Source organism: Streptomyces sp. NBC_00075 (assembly GCF_045041225.1).
Lineage (GTDB): Bacteria > Actinomycetota > Actinomycetes > Streptomycetales > Streptomycetaceae > Streptomyces > Streptomyces adonidis.
In genome coordinates this window covers 10402554-10421541 of sequence record NZ_CP108243.1, presented here as the reverse complement: position 1 = coordinate 10421541, position 18988 = coordinate 10402554, and the positions used below count along the sequence as shown (strand labels likewise).

Genomic DNA, 18988 nt, shown 5'->3' with positions numbered 1-18988 from the left:
ACGGTGTTCGACACCGTTCTGATCGCCAACCGCGGCGAGATCGCGGTCCGGGTGATCCGTACCCTGCGGCGGCTGGGCATCCGCGCGATCGCCGTCCACAGCGCCGCGGACGCCGACGCCCGGCATGTCCGGGAGGCAGACCTCGCGGTGGAGCTGCGCCCCGGCGGCCCGGCCTACGGCTACCTCGACATCGGCCAGATCGTGGACGCCGCCCTGCACAACGGCGCGCAGGCCATCCACCCCGGTTATGGCTTCCTGTCCGAGAACGCGGCCTTCGCCCAGGCCGTCACGGACGCCGGCCTGGCTTTCGTCGGACCGCCCGCCTCCGCCATCGAGCTCATGGGCGACAAGATCCGCGCCAAGGACACGGTGCGCGCCTACGGCGTCCCCGTGGTGCCCGGCAGCAGCGGCAGTGGACTGACCGACGGCCAGCTCGCCGAGGCGGCGTACGAGGTGGGCATGCCCGTGCTGCTCAAGCCCTCGGCCGGCGGCGGCGGCAAGGGCATGCACCTCGTCCGCGACCCGGAACTGCTGCTGGAGGAGATCTCCGCCGCCCGGCGCGAGGCCCGCGGCGCCTTCGGCGACGACACCCTGCTGGTGGAGCGCTGGATCGACCGGCCCAGGCACATCGAGATCCAGGTACTCGCCGACACCCACGGCAACGTGGTCCACCTCGGTGAACGCGAGTGCAGTCTCCAGCGCCGCCACCAGAAGATCGTCGAAGAGGCCCCCTCGGTCCTGCTCGACGAAGAGACCCGCGCCGCGATGGGCGCCGCGGCCGTGGAAGCCGCCCGCTCCTGCGGCTACGCCGGCGCCGGAACGGTGGAGTTCATCGTCTCCGCCGACCGGCCGGACGAGTACTTCTTCATGGAGATGAACACCCGCCTCCAGGTCGAACACCCGGTCACCGAGCTGATCACCGGCCTGGACCTGGTCGACTGGCAGCTGCGCGTAGCCGCCGGCGAGTCCCTGGCGTTCAGCCAGAAGGAGGTCACTTTCGAGGGGCACGCCGTGGAGGTCCGCCTCTACGCGGAGGACCCGGACCGCGGCTTCCTGCCTACCGGCGGACGGGTGCTGGCCCTGCGGGAACCGTCCGGTGAGGGCATCCGGGTCGACTCCGGTCTGGTCGAGGGGTACGAGGTCGGCAGCCGGTACGACCCGATGCTGGCCAAGGTCATCGCCCACGGCCCGGACCGCGAGACCGCCCTGCGCAGACTGCGTGCCGCCCTCGACGACACCCGCGTACTCGGCGTCACCGTCAACACCGGCTTCCTGCGCCGCCTTCTCGACGACCCGGACGTAGCCGCCGGGCGGCTCGACACCGGCCTCGTCGAGGCCCGACTGGACTCGCTGGTGCGGGCCCCGATGCCGCCGGAGGTCCCGGTGACGGCGGCGCTGCTCGCCCGAGGAGCGCTTTCAACCACGTCTGCCGACGGCAGCGGCTGGGCCAACCCCTTCTCAGCGGGAACCGGCTGGCGCATCGGCAGCCCCGCGTGGAGCACACATCGCTTCGCGTCCGGCGACGGCGAACCCGTGGAGGTGCGCGTCCGGGCCGTGAATCCACCCGGCGGTCACGAGTCCGGCGGTCACGAAGTCTCGGTCGACGGGGCCGAGCCCGTGCAGGCCTCGCTCCGCGGCGGCCCGCCCGGCAGCGTCCTGCTCTCCTGGTCAGGGGCCACCCGGCGGTTCGACCACGCCGTGGAACACACGGCGGCCGGCGAGGTGCACTGGCTCGCCCGGGGCGCGGACACCTGGCGGCTGCGGGCAGCCGACCCCCTGCGGCTCGCAGGGACCAAAGCAGCCGGGGAGGGCAGCGGCGGCTCGCTGACCGCCCCCATGCCCGGCACGGTCACCCTGGTCAAGGCGGCCGTCGGGGACACCGTGACGGCCGGCCAGACCGTCCTGGTCGTCGAGGCCATGAAGATGGAGCACGCCCTGACCGCGCCCTTCGACGGCACGGTTGTCGAACTGCGCGCCGTTCCCGGCGCGAACGTCGCCATGGACGAGCTCCTCGCCGTCATCGAGCCACTGGTCGAACCGGCTACCGAGGAGGTCGTGGCATGACAACCAGCACGCCGTATCTGCTGCCCGACGTGACCGCTGTCACCGGGCTGCCGACAGCGGTCCGCATCCACGAGGTCGGACCGCGCGACGGCCTGCAGAACGAGTCCGCGATCGTACCCGTCGAGGTGAAGGCCGAGTTCATCCGGCGGCTCGCCGCCACCGGCCTGACCACGATCGAGACGACCAGTTTCGTGCCCGCTTCCTGGATCCCGCAGCTCGCCGACGCCGAGGAACTGGTCACCGCGCTGTCCGCCGACCCGGAGCTGCCCGGTTCCCTGGACCTGCCGGCGCTGGTCCCCAACGAGCGCGGCCTGGACCGCGCCCTGGAACTGGGCGTTCGGCACGTCGCGGTCTTCGCCAGCGCCACCGAGACCTTCGCCCACAAGAATCTCAACCGCACGGTCGCCGAGTCACTGGAGATGTTCGCCCCCGTGGTGCGACGCGCCACGGAACGCGGCCTGCGGGTACGCGGCTATCTGTCCATGTGCTACGGCGACCCCTGGGAGGGCAGGGTCCCGGTGGCCCAAGTGGTCGACGTGGCCCGGCGGCTGGCCGACCTCGGCTGCGACGAGCTGAGCCTCGGCGACACCATCGGGGTGGCCACACCGGGGCAGGTCCACACGCTGCTGGCGGCGCTCACCGCCGTCGGCGTCACCACGGACCGGCTGGCCGTCCACTTCCACGACACCTACGGACAGGCACTGTCCAACACCCTGGCCGCCCTGCAGGCCGGGGTCACCGTGGTCGACGCCTCGGCCGGGGGCCTTGGTGGCTGCCCGTACGCCAAGAGCGCCACCGGCAACCTCGCCACCGAGGACCTGCTGTGGATGCTGAACGGCCTCGGCATCGAGACCGGCGTCGATCTGGCCGCGCTGGCCGGCACCAGCGTCTGGATGGCCGAGCAGCTGGGCCGCCCCAGCCCCTCCCGGACCGTACGCGCTCTGGCAGGGCAGCGAACGGACCCGCACGGTCTGGACGTCCGGCCCCTGGCCGACGACAGCGACGCCTGAACCGCCTCGCTCCCCCTCGCTCAGACAAGAGGACGACATGTTGAACCACAGGCTCAGCCCCGAGCACGAGGAACTCCGGCGCACCGTCGCCGAGTTCGCCCACGATGTGATCGCTCCGGTGATCGGCGACCACTACGAGAACCACACCTTCCCATACTCGATCATCCGTGAGATGGGCAAGTTCGGCCTGTTCGGGCTGCCCTTCCCCGAGGAGTACGGCGGCATGGGCGGCGACTATCTCGCCCTGGGCCTGGTGCTGGAGGAACTCGCCCGGGTCGACTCCTCGGTGGCCATCACCCTGGAGGCCGGAGTCTCCCTCGGCGCGATGCCGATCCACCGTTTCGGCACCGAGGAACAGAAACGGCAGTGGCTGCCCAGGCTGTGCGCGGGCGAGGCCCTGGGCGCTTTCGGGCTGACCGAGCCGGGCGGCGGCTCCGATGCCGGAGCGACCCGGACCACCGCCCGGCTGGACGAGGCCACCGGCGAGTGGGTGATCAACGGCAGCAAGTGCTTCATCACCAACTCCGGGACCGACATCACGGCGCTGATCACGGTCACCGCCGTCACCGGGAGCACCGCCGAGGGCAAGAAGGAGATCAGCGCGATCATCGTCCCGGCCGGCACCCCCGGTCTGACCGTGGCGCCGCCCTACTCCAAGGTCGGCTGGAACGCTTCGGACACCCGGGAACTCTCCTTCTCCGACGTCCGCGTCCCGGCGGCGAACCTGCTGGGCGAACGCGGCCGCGGCTACGCCCAGTTCCTGCAGATCCTCGACGAGGGCCGGGTCGCCATCGCCGCTCTCGCCACCGGCCTGGCCCAGGGATGCGTCGACGAGTCGGTCAAGTACGCGCGGGAGCGCGAGGCGTTCGGCCGTCCCATCGGCGCCAACCAGGCCATCCAGTTCAAGATCGCCGACATGGAGATGCGTGCCCACACGGCCCGCCTGAGCTGGTACCACGCCGCGTCCAAGCTGGTCAGCGGCGAACCGTTCAAGAAGGAGGCGACGATCGCCAAGCTCTACAGCTCCGAGATCGCCGTCGACAACGCCCGCGAGGCAACCCAGATCCACGGCGGCTACGGCTTCATGAACGAATACCCGGTCGCACGCTTCTGGCGTGACTCCAAGATCCTGGAGATCGGTGAGGGCACGAGCGAGGTCCAGCGGATGCTGCTCGCCCGCGAACTCGGCCTCACCGGCGGCGGTGCCCGCTGATGGACAAGGTCATCACCTCGGCAGCCGACGCGGTCGCCGGAATATCCCACGGCGCCTCGATCGCGGTCGGCGGCTTCGGACTGTGCGGCATCCCCGCGGTCCTGATCCAGGCGCTGCACGAGCAGGGCGCCTCGGACCTCAGCGTCGTCTCCAACAACTGCGGCGTGGACGGCTGGGGGCTCGGCATTCTGCTGGAGTCCCGGCGCATCGCCCGCGCCACCGGCTCCTATGTCGGAGAGAACAAGGAGTTCGCCCGCCAGTACCTCTCCGGCGAGCTGGAGGTCGAGCTGGTGCCCCAGGGCACGCTCGCCGAGCGGCTGCGGGCCGGCGGCTGCGGCATCCCCGCCTTCTTCACCCCGGCCGGCGTCGGCACGCAGGTCGCCGAGGGAGGTCTGCCCTGGCGGTACGACGCCGAGGGACAGCCCCTGGTGGTGTCACCGGCGAAGGAAGTACGCGAGTTCGGTGGCACTGCGTACGTCCTGGAGGAGTCGATCATCACCGACTTCGCGCTCGTCCGTGCCGCCCGGGGCGACCGCCACGGAAACCTCGTGTTCGACAAGTCCGCCCGGAACTTCAATCCGCTGGCCGCGATGGCCGGCCGGGTGACGCTCGCCGAGGTCGAGGAGCTGGTCGAGCCGGGCGAGCTGGACCCGGACGCGGTGCATCTGCCCGGAGTCTTCGTCCAGGGTGTGCTGCCGCTGACGGCGCGGCAGGCGGCGGACAAGCGGATCGAGCGGCGCACGATCTCCGCGCGCCCGGCACGAGGAACGGTGAGCGGCTGATGGCCTGGACCAGGAATGAGATGGCGGCCCGCGCGGCCCGGGAGCTGACCCCGGGCTCGTATGTGAATCTCGGCATCGGGCTGCCGACGCTGGTGCCCAACCACCTCCCAGAAGGCGTACAGGTGGTCCTCCAGTCGGAGAACGGCATCCTCGGCGTGGGACCGTACCCGACCGACGACGAGGTCGACCCCGACCTGATCAACGCGGGCAAGGAGACGGTCTCCGTACTCCCCGGGGCGGCGTTCTTCGACTCCGCACTGTCGTTCGGGATGATCCGCGGCGGACACATCGACACGGCGATCCTGGGCGGCATGCAAGTGTCGGTGAACGGTGATCTGGCGAACTGGACCGTTCCCGGGAAGATGATCAAGGGGATGGGTGGCGCGATGGACCTGATCCACGGGGCCCGCCAGGTCGTGGTGCTGATGGAACACACGGCCAAGGACGGAGCCCCCAAGATCGTCCAGGAGTGCACGCTGCCGCTGACCGGCACAGCGTGCGTCCAGCGCATCATCACCGACCTGGCTGTCATCGACATCACGGACAACGGCCTGCTGCTCGTCGAAACCGCTCCCGGTGTCTCGGTGCAGGAAGTCCGGTCCCGGACCGAACCCACGTTGCAGACGGCGTTGGCGGACCTCGGCGTGTGACCTGCAACTCGCCTCACCGGCCCGGGGAATATCTGGAGTAAGCCCTCCAGTTGAAGCTTACGAAGAACCCCGAGCCAGGGAGGCCGACATGCGCGAGACACCAGTGAGCGGTGAGGACGGACGTGGCCGTCCGTCCGCCGACTCCCTGTCGAGCAGGTGGCTCCCGTGAGTGCCCTGACACCCGGCATCCGACGCGTCCGGTCGCCCGCGCGCGGGTTCCGGGGCGCCGCGGCGCACAGAGCCGGCCTGCGAGTGTGGGCCATAGCGTTCGCGGTGGTCCTGGACGTGACCGCCGCGTACCTCGTGACGACTCGCCGCCTGCCCGAAGCCGTCGCGGGCATCGCCCTGGCGGGCCTGGGCTGGGTCGTCACAGGACGCCTCGCCGCCTGGCGCCCCCGCCCCACCCCCAGCGGGGGCCTCCCGCAAGAGATGGGGACGGAATGAGCCACGCGACCGGGACAGCAGTCGGGGCGGCAGACTCAGCCCAGGCGTTCCCCAGGATCCGGTCGAATCCCCGCTCCCGCAGCGAGAGGGCCGATCGCCGTGACGACACATACGAGCGGCATCGGCGGCATCGGCGGCATTCTCTCGAACTGCTCGCGGTCTGCGCCGTCGGTCTCGTTCCGTGGACTGTGCTGCTGGCACTGACCCTGCCGTCCGATTACCAGGTGCACGAGTGGCGGGCCACCTGGGTCGGTTTCGACGTCCTGCTGGTCGCGGCCATGGCCTCCACCGTGCACTTCGGCTGGCGCCGCCGCCGGGCCGTCGTCGCTTCCGCGATCGCGACGGCTGTACTGCTCGTCTGCGACGCGTGGTTCGACGTATCGCTCGCCTTCGGGACCCCGGACATCTGGCTGTCGGGCGCGCTGGCGGTCTTCGTCGAGCTGCCCATGGCGGTCTTCCTCATTCACCGGGTGCACTCGATGGTCCCTTCCATGCCCTGGCCGGTCCAGAGTCCGAGCGATCAGGAATCCAGCCGTCCAGACGGCGTGACCTGCGTGAGGTGAGGGCGTAACCGCAAGCCGGTCGCGCTTCCCTCCACGACGCGGTACGCCGAGAGCGCCACGACCAAACGGAGACTCAACTCCGTTTGCTAGAGTATCGGCATGGGAGCACCTCTGAACACACACACCGCCGACCGGGCACTGCGCGCGGACGCCCAGCGTAACCGCCAACGGGTCGTCGAGGCCGCACGTGCCGTCTTCTCGGAGCGTGGCCTGGAAGTACCGCTGGAGGAGATCGCCGACCGGGCCGGCGTTGGCATTGCCACGCTCTACCGGCGCTTTCCCACACGCGAGGAACTCGTCGCGGCGGTGTTCGAGGTGAAGTTCCTGGAGTACGCGACGACCGCCGAGGAAGCGCTGCGCTCCCCCGACCCCTGGACCGGCTTCTGCACTTATGTCGAGCGGATCTGCGCCATGCAGGCGGCCGACCGAGGCTTCGCCGATGTCATCACCATGGTGCTGCCGACGTCGGAAACGGCGAAACACCTGTGGGAACGCGGTTACCAGGGCACTGTCGAAGTGATCCGGCGAGCGCAGGAAGCCGGAGTCCTGCGCGCGGACTTTGTTCCGGAGGACATTGTCCTGATCCTCATGGCCAACGCGGGCGTGGTCCAAGTGACCCGTGACGCCGCTCCGCATGCCTGGCGGCGGCTGACTGCCTATGTACTGGAAGCCTGCCGGGCCGACAACTCCGGTCCACTGCCCGCAGCGCCGACACCCGCACAGACGGAGCGGGCGATGATCGACTACGCCGCAACCAAGGGACTCCACTCGGCCTCCCGAGCCGAGGACTGACGTCACCACATCTCACGCTGCCGCCGCCGCTTCCGCAGGGTCGGCCAGCCCGGCGCCGGGCACTGTCACGTCCGAGGCGGCTAGGTTCGGCGCTGCGCGGAAAGCCCATCGGACTCAACCCCCGCGCCGTCGGCGTCAATACGTGGACACACTCCCGCGCGACTGCCAGGCCTCCGTTCGTGGCCCGCCCGACCATCAGCGCATCGTCCGGAGCAGGGCGGCAGGGGCCTGGAAGGGGAGCGACTCCAGTTCACCCACGGCCGGAACCGACGGCAGGAAGTAGCAGGAGCCTGGACAGCTTCGCGTCGGTCCCACCACCTGGTTCGTCAGACGACAGGACCGCCGCGGCCCGATTGGACATCAGAATCAAGTTCCGTGTTGTCCAGGACCACGAGGGCCTGGGGCTTCTCTTCTGATTCCGCCCAGCAGGGCGACGTAGTGATTGACACCATTCTCGCCGGCGTCTGCGAGGTTCCTCCAGAGGTGCGGTCGATCTGCGCCATGGACGGCGTTCGGTGCACCGAGCCGTCCGACTTCGGCGTAGGCGGGCGAGCGCTCGCGACAGATCCTCTCGACGCCGGGATGATCCGCGAGCCGCTTCGCCACCGTCGGCACGCTCCGGTCGGGCGATACATCCACCGGATGTCCGGTCTCGATGTCCACCACGACGGTGGCGTAGGCATGTCCCTCGCGCCACGCGAACCCGCCCTCCCGAGCACCTTTGGCGCGCGGTGTCGGTTCGGGCAAGGCACGTAGCAGACACAGCGGGGTGGAACGGCTCGCCAGGACAGCGAGCGTGTCCGCCGGGCCGGGTACCCGCCCGGCATCAGCGCCAGCCGCTCAAGTACCTCTCGAGCGGCCTGCTCGCCGGCAAGCGTCTGATCAGTCGTGCTCCGAAGCCGCGTCCCCGTAAGGGGTCTCTTTGCTTCTCATCGTCGCCTGCTGCTGCGTATTTCCGGCTCAGCGGTGGGTGAAACGGAGGGTGAGGGCCACGGTGGTGAGCCCCTTCATCATTCCGGCCTTGTTCCAGGTCATGCCGAAGTCGGCACGATCGATGACAACCTCGCCGCTGAGGGTGACCTCGTCCGCGCCGGACGCGGTGGCATGGGCGGTGAAGGACAGGGTCCGCGTCTTGCCGAGGACCGTGAGGCTGCCGCTGACCTTCGCGGCGCCGGCGCCGTCGGGGACGACTTCGGTGGCGGCGAAGGTGAACGTCGGATGCCGGTCGACATCGAAGAAGTCCGCGGAGCGCAGGTGGGTGTCGAGCTTCGCCTGCTTGGAGTTGATCGACGCCGCGTCGATGGTCAGCGTGCCGTGCGCTGCGCCGTCGGTACCAATCTCGCCTTCGCCACTGATCCTGGTGAACAGACCCTTGATGGTGGCCAGGCCCCACATCGACTTGTGTCGGATGCCGACCGAGGAGCCGGCCGCGTCGAGGATCCAGTGGCCGGTGCTGAGACCGGTCAGCGGGCTGGAAGAACGTCCGGATGCCGTACTGTGCTTTGCCATGGTGGTCGTGCCTCTCGTGTTGCAATTCAGGGGGCGGCGCACGGCCGGACGGGGTACATCCTGCCGCGCACATCGGTGAACATGATGCTCACCTGCATCGGAACAAAGGCCACGGTCGGAAACAGCTGGCGATGTTCGCCACGCCGATCGACCTCGACCCACCCAAATCGGAATGGGCCACCCAGTTCGCGGATCACCCTAACCCATAAACGGATGGGATCGTCCAGTTAGTTGCCTCACGCCATAAATCAGCCTTCCAAAGCCACCCAGCCACTCTGCACCGCGGCGCACGCCGAGGAGGCGTGCGCCGCGCAGGCCGCCGACCGCGACTTCGGAAACCTGCCGACCGTGAACCCCCTCACCCGCCACGGCCGATCCAGTAAGAGGCGTCCGCCATGCCAACCCGGCCCGCAGCGTCCCGCGGCCTCACCAGGCGGCCGCGCAGGCCGTGGATTCCTACAGGTCACGTGCAGACCTCTACCTCAGGGCACACCCTTCAGCACCGACAGCGCGCCCAGACGTACACAACACCGCAGGTGCCAAAACCACTCATCCCCGCACCCGCCGAGCCACACCGGGCCACCCTCCGGCCGATCCGCGACCAGCCGGCCAGCCCCTGACTGCACGGCCAAAGGATCATGACGCTGCCATCTCACTCCCGGCTCACCGCCACCAGATCACCCGGCGCGGATCCGACGATTCGGAGCAGGCCTTCCGGTTTCTTCACTTACCCCATGCGACTCCGATGCGCCTGCAGGCACGCTCGCCGTCTTGGCGCCTTCCTCCCAACGAGGCGCCTGTGCCCCTTCCGTAACGCTCGGAAGCGCAGTGGAAGGTGCTCAAAAGGACCACCACCGTTGATGTGCTGATCACCGGAACCGGCGCCGCCAGGCCGACCGCCGAGGAGGCCGTCTACCGGCCGTTCCTGATCGAGCAGTCCGACAAGGGCGACGGCGCCTCGGCAATGTCCGGCGGTGGGCTCTGGATACCCGACACCCCCCACATGAGCCCGCCGGCACCACCTACTTCGGCGGCGACATGGCGTACGACCGGTCCTACGGAGATCCGCGCACCAACCCCAGCCTCGGGCCGCTCGGCAAAGTGCCCTTCATACCCCACCGCGCTGTACCCCAGTGACCTCGGCACCAAGGGCGGTCTCAGCACCAGCGAGCGCGCCCGGGTACTGCGCGAGGACGGTAGCCCCGTCCCGGGCCTATACACGGCGGGCAGCACCACCGCCTCAGTGCTGGGCCGCACCTGCCCCGGACCGGGCTCGGCCATCAGCCCTGCCACCACCTTCGCCTGCCTGGCCATGCGCCACACCGCGACGACCCCACGCCGCTGACAACCCGTTTCCCCTCCACACCGCCCCCTTACGGAGAATCCCCCATGAGCACCATCCCCGCCGCCGGCTTCGACTTCACCGGCAAGAGCGTCATTGTCATCGGCGCCGGCTCCGGCATCGGCCGCGCCACCGCGCTCCGCTGTGCCGCCCAGGGCGCGAAGGTCGTCGTCACCGACATCAGAGCCGACGGTGCCGCCGCCGTCGCCAAGGAGATCGAGATCACCAGCGGCACCGCCCTGCCGATCACCGGCGATCTGAGCGACCAGACAGTCGTCGACAAGGTCATCGCCACCACCGTGGACTCCTTCGGCGGTATCGACGTCCTGGTCAACAATGCAGGCATCATGGACGGTCTGGACGTGACCGGCGACCTCGACGACGCCGTGTGGGGACGGGGCATCCGTATCAACCTCACCGCACCGTTCCTGCTCACCCCGTCCGCCCTGCCGCACCTGCTCCGCGCCGGCAAGGGAGCGATCGTCAACACCGCCTCCGCGGCGTCGCTGCGCGGCAGCGCCGCCGGCACCGCGTACACCGTCGCCAAGCACGGCATTGTCGGCCTCACCAAGGCCACTGCCGTCCAGTACCGCGACAGCGGCGTCCGCATCAACGCCGTCACCCCGGCGGCGTACAGACCAACATCCAGATCGGCGAGTCCGAAGGAGCCGTAGGGCCCACCGTGTTCGCCGCCTACCAGAACAACGTCGGCCGCCTCGCCCAAGCCGCTGAATTCGCCGCGGCGATCGTCTTCCTCGCGTCCGACGCCGCCAGCAACATCAACGGAGTCGTACGCCCGGTCGGCAACGGCTGGTCCGCCGTCTGAGCTCGTCCCCCGCTCAGCCAGACGAAAGAGAGACAGACGACCGCCCCCTCCCGTGAGTCCGCCGCCGCTCGACCCGGAACTCGGCGCGGTGCTCAAGGTGCTCGCCGAACACATTCCGCCGTCGATCGCCCTGGAACTGGTCCCCGCCATACGGGACTGTGGCATGGCTGGGCAGGCTTCGGACGAGGAGCTGTACCGCGACAGGGCCTTCGAGATCGAGGACTGGACCGTCCCGGGCCCGCCCGGCGCCCCGACCGTGTTGCTGCTCATCGCCCCCCGGCACCGCAGCACTGCCGACGGTCCACTACGCCCACGGCGGCGGGCCGGTCCTCGGTGACAACCGGATTTCGGGGTCGGCGGTTCAGGGGCGCAAGGCGTTGAGTACGAGTTCTCCGTAGCGTCGCCACTGCGCTGGGTCGCGGGGGTGCAGCCGTCGCAGCTGATGGGCGCAGCCGGCGATCAGAATGCTCAGGTCCTCGCTGGTCGCGTCGGAGCGGATCCGGCCCTCGGCCTTCGCGGCAGCCAGAAGCACGCCCATGAGGGCGACCATGCGCTGCATGCTCTGCTCGGCTCCCGGAACGGCGCCCCGTGGTATGACTTCGGCGAGGATACGGTCCTGGGCGAGGCGTTCGAAGACGTCACCGAGCAATTCCCCGAGAGCCGGTCCGGGTTCGGGCTCCCGTGTGGCGGCCAAGGCTCGTGCCTCCAGCCACTGGAGTTGGTGTTCGGCGACAGCGGCCATCAGGTCGGCCTTGGTGGGATAGCTGCGATAGACCGTGGCTTTGCCCACTCCAGCACGCGCGGCGACCTGCGGCACAGTGGCTTCCAAGCCCCGTTCTGCGAAGACCTGGAGGGCGGCGGTGACGATCCGTTCATGGTTGCGGCGGGCATCCGCGCGGCGGCAGGACCAGTCCGGGGTCGCCGTCCCCGATTCGGGCGGGTTGGCGGCGCGCGAGGTCGGCATGGATTCGGTCTGTCCTGTCGGGCCGGGGCCACTCACGTCAGCGGGATCGGGTCGAATCGGGGTGGGCCTGGTCGGTGGCCGGAGCAGGCCCACCGGGCTGAGCAACGGCTCCGGCCGCCTGCAGCACCGACGGGTCGGGGTGGCGCGAGGCGCGCGGGATGATCACGGCCGCGACAGCGGCGACCAGGCCACCGGCGGCTCCCACGGCGAAGGCGACACTGTAGGCGTGATCGGTCGGCAGCGGGCTTGCCGCGGTGACGCTTCCAGCCAGGATGCTGGCGATGATCTGTGTGCCGAGCGACGAGCCGACCGAGCGGATGAGCGCGTTCACGCCGGTGGCCTGCCCGGTCTGGGCTGCCGGCACGGCGTCGACGATCAGGTTCGGCATGGCGGCGAACGCCAGGCCGATTCCGCTGAAGACCACCATCGTGAAGCCCAGCACCGCCGCCTGGGATCCATGCTCGACGGCGAGCAGTGCCAGTCCCGCGGCCGTGGCGAGACCGCCGAGCGCCAGGGGCACTTTGCCGCCGTAACGCCGGGTGAGCGCCCCCGACAAGGGCCCGAAGAAGATCATCATCAGACTGCCGGGCAGCATCAGCAACCCGGCCTGGGTGGCATCGACCCCGAAGCCGTATCCCGAGGCTTTGGGGGTCTCGGCCAGCTGCGGGACGAGCAGGAAGATGCCGAACATGCTGAAACCGACCAGCAGGGTCGCGATGTTGGTGATCAGCACCGGCGGCCGGGCCAGCACGGTCATGTCGACCAGGGGCTCCTTGACACGCCGTTCGACCAGCCCGAACACCACCAGGACCAGCAGGCCGCCCACGATCAGTCCGAGGGTACGGCCACTTCCCCAGCCCCAGGCGCTCGCCTTGCTGATCGCGATCAACGGGACGGTGACCCCGATCGCCAGCAGAACGGTGCCGGGCACGTCCACCCGGCCCCGGGTACGCACCGGCGACTCCCGGAGGACCAGCTGGGCCCCGGCAGCCGCGATCAGCGCCATCGCAGTACCGGCCCAGAAGATCCACTTGTACGACGTATGGTCCACCAGCAGACCACCCAGCAGCAGCCCTATGCCACCGCCGATCCCCGCGGTCGCCGAGACCAGCCCGACCGCGCCGGGCCGACGCCCGGCCGGAAACTCATCGCGGATGATGCCGAAGCACAGCGGGAAGATGCCACCGCCCGCACCCATCAACACGCGCCCAGCCACGACCAGCCCCAGGCTCTCGCCCAGCGCGGCCACCGCTCCGCCCGCGGCGAAGAGCACCAGGGAGACGACGAGCAGGCGACGCTTGCCGAACATGTCGCCGAGCCGCCCCAGCACTGGAGTCAGAACCGCAGCCGAGACCAGGTATCCGGTCAACGTCCAGGAGACGTTCTGTGTACTGGTATGCAGGGAGACCGCCAGCTGACCGATGGCCGGCACGATCGAGGTCTGGGCCAACGAGAACGCCAGTGCCGCGAGAGCCAGGATGGGCAGGCTGCGCGCCACCGGCACGGCTTCCTGAGGTTGTTTCATCGCCGCTCCAAGAAAAAGGACCCCTGGGTCCGGTTAGACCACCATCCTAATCGGAGCCACTACTCCAGTAATCGCTCGGGGGGTAAGCGCTGCTACGGCCGACCACGCCGACTCGCCGCCGGCGGGCCACACACCGACATCGGGACACCTTTTGAGTACGGACTGCTGCGCGTCACGGCAGAAGACGGCGGGGCCAGTGGACTGCTGGACTCCGCGCTACGGCGCATGGAGACCGCCGGAACTCACCGGGACCACGGCCGTACCGCTCGCTCTTCGCGCCTGTTGGCCGGCGGCGCGTTCGCTCGACCAACTTTTCCAGCAGGGCGACGTGGACTCACTCGGCGCCCTCGTGCGGCCCGACCTCATCCAGTACAAGGCCGTCGGGGTCATGGGACATCTTCCAGGTCAAGCGTTCGCGGGCCGCGGCGAAAGACCGAAAAGTAACCGGAGAGACTCCTCCAATTTGCTAGACTGGGAACATGGGAGCAACTCAGGACGGACAGAACACCGGCCGCCCACTGCGCGCAGACGCCCAGCGGAACCGTCAGCGCGTCGTAGAGGCAGCCCGCGCGGTCTTCGCGGAGAAGGGCCTGGACGTACCGCTGGAGGACATAGCCGACAGGGCCGGGGTGGGCATTGCCACGCTGTACCGGCGCTTCGCCACCCGGGAAGAGCTTGTCGTCGCGGTCTTCGAGTCCAAGCTCCTGGAGCACGCGAAAGCCGCCGAGGAGGAACTGGAGGCCCGGGACCCCTGGACCGGATTCACCGGCTACATCGAGCGGATCTGCGCCCTGCAGGCGGCCGACCGGGGTTTCACCGATGTGATCGTCATGGCATTGCCGGCCTCCGAAGAGGCGCAGCGGCTGCGGGACCGGGGCTACCACACCCTCATCGAACTGATCCGGCGCGCGCAGGCGGCCGGGACGATGCGCCAGGACTTCGTCGCGGAGGACATCCCGCTGCTGCTCATGGCCACCGCCGGGGTGATCCACGCGACCCGGGACGCCGCCCCGCACGCCTGGCGACGACTGGTCGCCTATCTGCTGGAGGGATTCCGGGCCGAACACTCCAACCCGCTGCCGGCCGCGCCGACCCCCTCGCAGACATACCGGGCGATGATCGGCAACGCCCACAGTAAGGGAATCTGCTCGGTCCGGAACGAGGAGAGCGGCAACGAGGAGAGCATCGAGGGCAGTATGCCCTGAGCCGGCGTCAGGGCATGGCGACGGCTCAGGCAGCGGCTCCCGCACGCTCGGCCAGCCAGCCCAGGGCAGTCTCGCGCCCCAGGCGCATGAGCTCGACACCATGCCGGAAGTCCAGCGGGGTCACTCCGCGCAGGCTGGGCGCAGGCAGCACATGGACATCTCCGCGCGCGGCGGCGAGATCACGGGTAGCGGTGCGGTCCAGCAGCATGCCCATGGTCCGCAGGAGGATCGGCAGCGCCCCGCTCGGCGCTCCCGCCGGGCTCGCAGGGACGAGCGAAGGAAGTACGTAACTCGTCGTCGCCCCGAGCGCCTCAGCCTGCAGGATCGGGATGTCCGCAGACATACTGCCGTCGATCAGCAGCCGTCCGTCGCGCTCGACCGGCGACAGGATCCCGGGGATCGCCGCGCTGGCCAGCAGCGCCTGGGCCGCGGGCCCGTGGGAGAGCAGCACGGTCGAACCCGTCAGGGCGTCGGTGGCGACCACGTGCGCAGGGATCACGGTGTCCCGCAGATCGCGCACGCGCAGGCCGCGCTCGATCAGTGACCGCAGCCCGTCCGACGCCACCAGGCCGTCCCCGCGCCCGGTCAGTCCGGCTGCCAGGGATCGGAGACTGACGGGGAACACATCACTGCGCCGTACGCCGACCCACAGCCGCCGCAGCTCATCGAGACCTCGCTCGGTCGGATCCTGTGCGAAGGCGACGGCGTTGAGCGCTCCCGCGGACGAGCCCACCACGATGTCGGGCCGTATACCGGCGTCGGTCAGCGCGCGAACCATCCCGACCTGCACCGCGGCGAGGCCGGCACCGCCCTGGAAGACGAAAGCGACGGTCATGGGGCAGTCCTTTCCTCGGTTCCCGTTCGGCAGCGGTCCGGCCGTCCAGCCACTCACCGACAAGTGGAAGCTACTCTCCATATATCCGGAAGCGCAAGACGATGACAGGTTCCCGTGATCGATCGAGTGAACCACGCCACACTGGGGAATAAATGGAAATACACCTCCAGTTACCTTGCCTCGACAGGATCAACTGGGGTCTCGGTGCCTTAGAAGGCTCCCAGGGCCGATTCAGGAGGCAGGCGTGAACCACCCACCCTCTCCGTCCGGGGAAACCGGCAGCACGGCGGACGACGGCAGCGTCGTCCCGCTGTGGTCCGCCCGCTCGGCGCACCGGCCGTACCTGCAGGCTCCGGCAGAGGCTGGCGAGACGACGTACGGGCCGGCCGCGGCCCCCTCGGCCTTTCCCGCCATCGCCGACTACGTCGTGCTCTCCGACTGCGAGAACACCTGCCTGGTCGCTCCCGGCGGAGCCGTGGAGTGGCTGTGTCTGCCCCGCCCCCACGACCCGAGCGTGTTCGGCACCCTGCTCGACCGCTCCGCCGGATCGTTCCGGCTGGGCCCGGCCGACACCCAGGTGCCTGCCAGCCGCCGCTATCTGCCGGGCACCAAGGTGCTGGAGACGACCTGGCAGACCCGGACCGGCTGGCTCGTCGTCACCGACTTCCTCGCCGTCGGCCCCTGGCACCGCACCCGCGAACGCTCCGCGCTGCACCGCCGCACCCCCGGCGACTTCGACGCCGACCACGTCCTGATACGGATCGCCACCTGCGTGTACGGCAGTGTCGAGACCGCCCTGGACTGCGAGCCCTCCTTCGACTACGGCCGTACCGACGCCACGTGGGAGTACACCGGAGCCGGCTACGACGAGGCCGCCACGACCACACCCGGGCCGGTCACCCTGCGCCTCGCCGGAGACCTGCGGCTCGGAATCGGCGGCCGGGCGGTCCACGCACGTCATCGGCTGCAGGCCGGGGAGTCCTGCTACGCCACCCTCGGCTGGGGCACCCGCCCCCTGCCCGCCGACCTCGGAGAAGCCCGGGAGTCCCTGGCGCAGACCGAGAGGTTCTGGCGCGAATGGCTGGACGCGGCGGCGTTCCCCGACCATGCCTGGCGCGAGCCCCTGCAGCGCAGCGCCCTCACGCTCAAGGCTCTCACCTACACGCCCACCGGCGCCCTGCTCGCCGCCTCCACCACCTCGTTGCCCGAACAGCCGGGCGGCGAACGCAACTGGGACTACCGTTACACGTGGATCCGCGACGCCTCCTTCACCCTCTGGGCGCTGCACGGCCTGGGCCTGGACACCGAGGCCGACGACTTCCTGGCCTTCCTCGCCGACACTCTCGACGGCGGCGAGACCGTGGGTGAACTGCAGGTCCTGTACGGCGTGGACGGCGCACGGGAGGCGGCGGAGAGCCTCCTCGACCACCTGTCGGGCTACGACGGCTCCCGCCCGGTCCGCATCGGCAACGCCGCGTACGACCAGGACCAGCACGACATCTACGGTGCCGTCGTCGACTGCGTCTACCAGCACACCCGCGGCCGTGACGCGCTCTCGGAACGTTCCTGGCGCCTCGTCCAGGTCGCCGTGGAGGCCGCCCTGGCGCGCTGGCGGCTGCCGGACCGCGGCATCTGGGAAGTCCGCGGCGAACCCCGCCATTTCACCCACTCCAAGGTGATGTGCTGGGTGGCCGCCGACCGAGGCGCGCGGCTCGCCGCCCTGCGCGGTGACACCGCACGCGCGGACCGCTGGCGCTCCGCCGCGGACGAGATCCATGCCGACGTACTCGCGCGCGCCGTCGACGCGTCCGGCCGGCTCACCCAGTCGTACGGCTCCGACGGCCTGGACGCCTCCCTCCTGCTGCTGCCGCTGTTCCGGTTCCTGCCGCCCGACGACCCGCGGCTGCGCGCCACCGTCCTGGCCATCGCCGACGAACTCACCGAGGACGGCCTGGTCCTGCGCTATCGCACCGAGACCACCGACGACGGACTCGAAGGCGACGAGGGCAGCTTCCTCGCCTGCTCCTTCTGGCTCGTCTCGGCCCTCGCCGAGATCGGTGAGGGCGACCGGGCACGCGCGCTGTGCGAGCGGCTGCTGGCAGCCGCCAGTCCCCTCGGGCTCTACGCCGAGGAACTCAGCCCGCGCACCGGACGCCATCTCGGCAACTTCCCCCAGGCACTCACCCACCTCGCCCTGATCAACGCCGTACTGCACGTCGTACGCGCCGAGCAGCAGGCGTACGAGGACGGATGGCACCGGGTGGCCGGTCTTGCCGCCGAAGTGCCCGGGCCCGAAGGCGCGGGAGTCCGGCGATGAGCTCCACGGCGCCATGCGCCCAGCATGCCCGGCATCTGCTGTACGACGTGGTCACCGGTCACCCGCTGCACCGTCCGCTGCGGGCGGCCGACGCGCGGCACACATCGGTGCGCCGGTTCATCCTGCCGATGGGCGTCTCCGTCGCAACGGCACTCGCCTACGTCGGGATGTGGGCGCTCACCGATGGCAGTCCGAACGCCACGCAGAGGAGCGCCGGTCTGGTGACGGCGGCCGAGCGGATCCCGCATCCCGGCCGGGAAACCGTCCAGCGGAGTCTGGCGACCGTCGACCACGCCGTCACCCAGGCGCTCGACTGGATCTACTCCTACGGTCACTGGCCGGTCGTCGCGCTCACCCTGTTGTGGCTGGCCCCCCGTCACCACCGGGTCTACGTACGGATCACCACGGCGATAGTGCTGACCGGCGCCATCGGGCTCACGCTCTTCGCCATCGCCCCGGCCGCCGACACCGGCAGGGGTCCGGTGCGGTCGGATGCGTACCCCGTCCTGGACACCACCGCCCTCGTCGATCAGTACGCGACGCTGCCCGGCCTCCACGTGGCACTGAACCTGCTGATCACGCTGGCGGTCCTCGCCGCCACGCGCAGGACCTGGGTCCGTGTGGTGGCGGTGGCACTCACGCTGTCCATGGACACCGCGGTCGTGCTGACCGCCGGCCACCTGCCGCTCGACGCCGTCGCGGGAGCGGCCCTGGCTGCCGTGAGCTGGTACGCCGCAGCGCACCTGCCGACCCGGAGGACGAGCCCGACCGCAGTCGACTCGGCCTCGGCACCCCCAACGGCACCTGCCCGGCTGCGCGGTCTTCCGCCGCTCCCGGTGCCCGAATCCGCACCTGAACCAGTGCCCGCACAGCCGCTGGTGCTTGTTCGGTCCGAACCGCCGGCATTTCCCGCCGCGGAGCCGACGCCGCTTCGCAGGGCCGGGTGA

At 70.0% G+C, this 18988-nt stretch carries 18 protein-coding genes and 1 pseudogene; 14 read left to right on the top strand and 5 right to left on the bottom strand.

Features of this window, described 5'->3' with window-relative positions; genetic code table 11:
• The first annotated feature begins 3 nt into the window (after nucleotides 1-3).
• The 8 genes from OG787_RS45615 to OG787_RS45580 all read left to right on the top strand — a co-directional run bounded on the left by OG787_RS45615 (nucleotide 4) and on the right by OG787_RS45580 (nucleotide 7518).
• Nucleotides 4-2064 (top strand): biotin carboxylase N-terminal domain-containing protein, encoded by a 2061-nt coding sequence (locus tag OG787_RS45615; protein WP_405539334.1) that lies wholly within the window; start codon nucleotides 4-6, stop codon nucleotides 2062-2064.
• Nucleotides 2061-3074, top strand: a complete 1014-nt coding sequence (locus tag OG787_RS45610) for a hydroxymethylglutaryl-CoA lyase (RefSeq protein WP_405539333.1) — start codon at nucleotides 2061-2063, stop codon at nucleotides 3072-3074. Before OG787_RS45615 ends, OG787_RS45610 begins: the two co-directional genes overlap by 4 nt.
• 40 nt (nucleotides 3075-3114) lie before the next feature.
• Nucleotides 3115-4287, top strand: a complete 1173-nt coding sequence (locus OG787_RS45605) for an acyl-CoA dehydrogenase family protein (RefSeq protein WP_405540773.1) — start codon at nucleotides 3115-3117, stop codon at nucleotides 4285-4287.
• Nucleotides 4287-5069: a CoA transferase subunit A gene (locus tag OG787_RS45600; RefSeq protein ID WP_405539332.1), complete on the top strand. Its 783-nt coding sequence runs from the start codon at nucleotides 4287-4289 to the stop codon at nucleotides 5067-5069. Before OG787_RS45605 ends, OG787_RS45600 begins: the two co-directional genes overlap by 1 nt.
• Entirely contained in the window at nucleotides 5069-5719 is a 651-nt protein-coding gene (locus OG787_RS45595) for a CoA transferase subunit B (protein ID WP_405539330.1), read from the top strand. The genes OG787_RS45600 and OG787_RS45595 overlap by 1 nt, the downstream gene beginning before the upstream one ends.
• Nucleotides 5720-5884: 165 nt before the next feature.
• Entirely contained in the window at nucleotides 5885-6163 is a 279-nt protein-coding gene (locus tag OG787_RS45590) for a hypothetical protein (RefSeq protein ID WP_405539328.1), read from the top strand.
• The gene (locus OG787_RS45585; protein WP_405539327.1) at nucleotides 6160-6726 is read left to right on the top strand and encodes a hypothetical protein; all 567 of its coding nucleotides are present in this window, start codon (nucleotides 6160-6162) and stop codon (nucleotides 6724-6726) included. The genes OG787_RS45590 and OG787_RS45585 overlap by 4 nt, the downstream gene beginning before the upstream one ends.
• 99 nt (nucleotides 6727-6825) lie before the next feature.
• On the top strand, nucleotides 6826-7518 hold the full coding sequence (locus OG787_RS45580; protein ID WP_405539326.1) for a TetR/AcrR family transcriptional regulator: 693 nt from the start codon (nucleotides 6826-6828) through the stop codon (nucleotides 7516-7518).
• A gap of 366 nt (nucleotides 7519-7884) precedes the next feature.
• On the opposite strand, the gene OG787_RS45575 is transcribed toward OG787_RS45580, so the two are convergent.
• Together OG787_RS45575 and OG787_RS45570 are read right to left on the bottom strand one after the other, a co-directional pair.
• Nucleotides 7885-8265 carry a transposase gene (locus tag OG787_RS45575; RefSeq protein ID WP_405539325.1) on the bottom strand — a complete coding sequence of 127 codons (381 nt, stop codon included), beginning with the start codon at nucleotides 8263-8265 and terminating at the stop codon, nucleotides 7885-7887.
• A gap of 213 nt (nucleotides 8266-8478) precedes the next feature.
• Nucleotides 8479-9027: a YceI family protein gene (locus OG787_RS45570; protein ID WP_405539324.1), complete on the bottom strand. Its 549-nt coding sequence runs from the start codon at nucleotides 9025-9027 to the stop codon at nucleotides 8479-8481.
• An 862-nt stretch (nucleotides 9028-9889) separates the two neighbouring features.
• Here OG787_RS45570 and OG787_RS45565 point away from each other — a divergent pair.
• The 3 genes and pseudogenes from OG787_RS45565 (at nucleotide 9890) to OG787_RS45555 (ending at nucleotide 11532) form a co-directional block, all read left to right on the top strand.
• Nucleotides 9890-10372 (top strand): FAD-binding protein, encoded by a 483-nt coding sequence (locus OG787_RS45565; protein ID WP_405539323.1) that lies wholly within the window; start codon nucleotides 9890-9892, stop codon nucleotides 10370-10372.
• 44 nt (nucleotides 10373-10416) lie between these two features.
• Nucleotides 10417-11195 (top strand): annotated as a pseudogene (locus OG787_RS45560) (SDR family NAD(P)-dependent oxidoreductase).
• Nucleotides 11196-11247: 52 nt separating this feature from the next.
• Nucleotides 11248-11532 (top strand): hypothetical protein, encoded by a 285-nt coding sequence (locus tag OG787_RS45555; RefSeq protein WP_405539321.1) that lies wholly within the window; start codon nucleotides 11248-11250, stop codon nucleotides 11530-11532.
• Between the two features lie 24 nt (nucleotides 11533-11556).
• Here the strand turns inward: OG787_RS45555 and OG787_RS45550 are convergent, their stop codons facing one another.
• Together OG787_RS45550 and OG787_RS45545 are read right to left on the bottom strand one after the other, a co-directional pair.
• Complete coding sequence (locus OG787_RS45550) at nucleotides 11557-12159, bottom strand: TetR/AcrR family transcriptional regulator (RefSeq protein WP_405539320.1); 603 nt, start codon at nucleotides 12157-12159, stop codon at nucleotides 11557-11559.
• 37 nt (nucleotides 12160-12196) lie between these two features.
• The gene (locus OG787_RS45545; RefSeq protein WP_405539319.1) at nucleotides 12197-13684 is read right to left on the bottom strand and encodes an MFS transporter; all 1488 of its coding nucleotides are present in this window, start codon (nucleotides 13682-13684) and stop codon (nucleotides 12197-12199) included.
• Between the two features lie 479 nt (nucleotides 13685-14163).
• Between OG787_RS45545 and OG787_RS45540 the strand changes: the two genes are divergently transcribed.
• The gene (locus OG787_RS45540; protein ID WP_405539318.1) at nucleotides 14164-14889 is read left to right on the top strand and encodes a TetR/AcrR family transcriptional regulator; all 726 of its coding nucleotides are present in this window, start codon (nucleotides 14164-14166) and stop codon (nucleotides 14887-14889) included.
• A 25-nt stretch (nucleotides 14890-14914) separates the two neighbouring features.
• On the opposite strand, the gene OG787_RS45535 is transcribed toward OG787_RS45540, so the two are convergent.
• Nucleotides 14915-15724, bottom strand: a complete 810-nt coding sequence (locus OG787_RS45535) for a patatin-like phospholipase family protein (protein ID WP_405539317.1) — start codon at nucleotides 15722-15724, stop codon at nucleotides 14915-14917.
• 244 nt (nucleotides 15725-15968) lie between these two features.
• On the opposite strand from OG787_RS45535, the gene OG787_RS45530 reads away from it, so the two are divergent.
• Nucleotides 15969-18041 (top strand): glycoside hydrolase family 15 protein, encoded by a 2073-nt coding sequence (locus OG787_RS45530; RefSeq protein WP_405539316.1) that lies wholly within the window; start codon nucleotides 15969-15971, stop codon nucleotides 18039-18041.
• Nucleotides 18038-18988, top strand: coding sequence for a phosphatase PAP2 family protein (locus OG787_RS45525; RefSeq protein ID WP_405539314.1), 951 nt, complete (start codon nucleotides 18038-18040; stop codon nucleotides 18986-18988). Before OG787_RS45530 ends, OG787_RS45525 begins: the two co-directional genes overlap by 4 nt.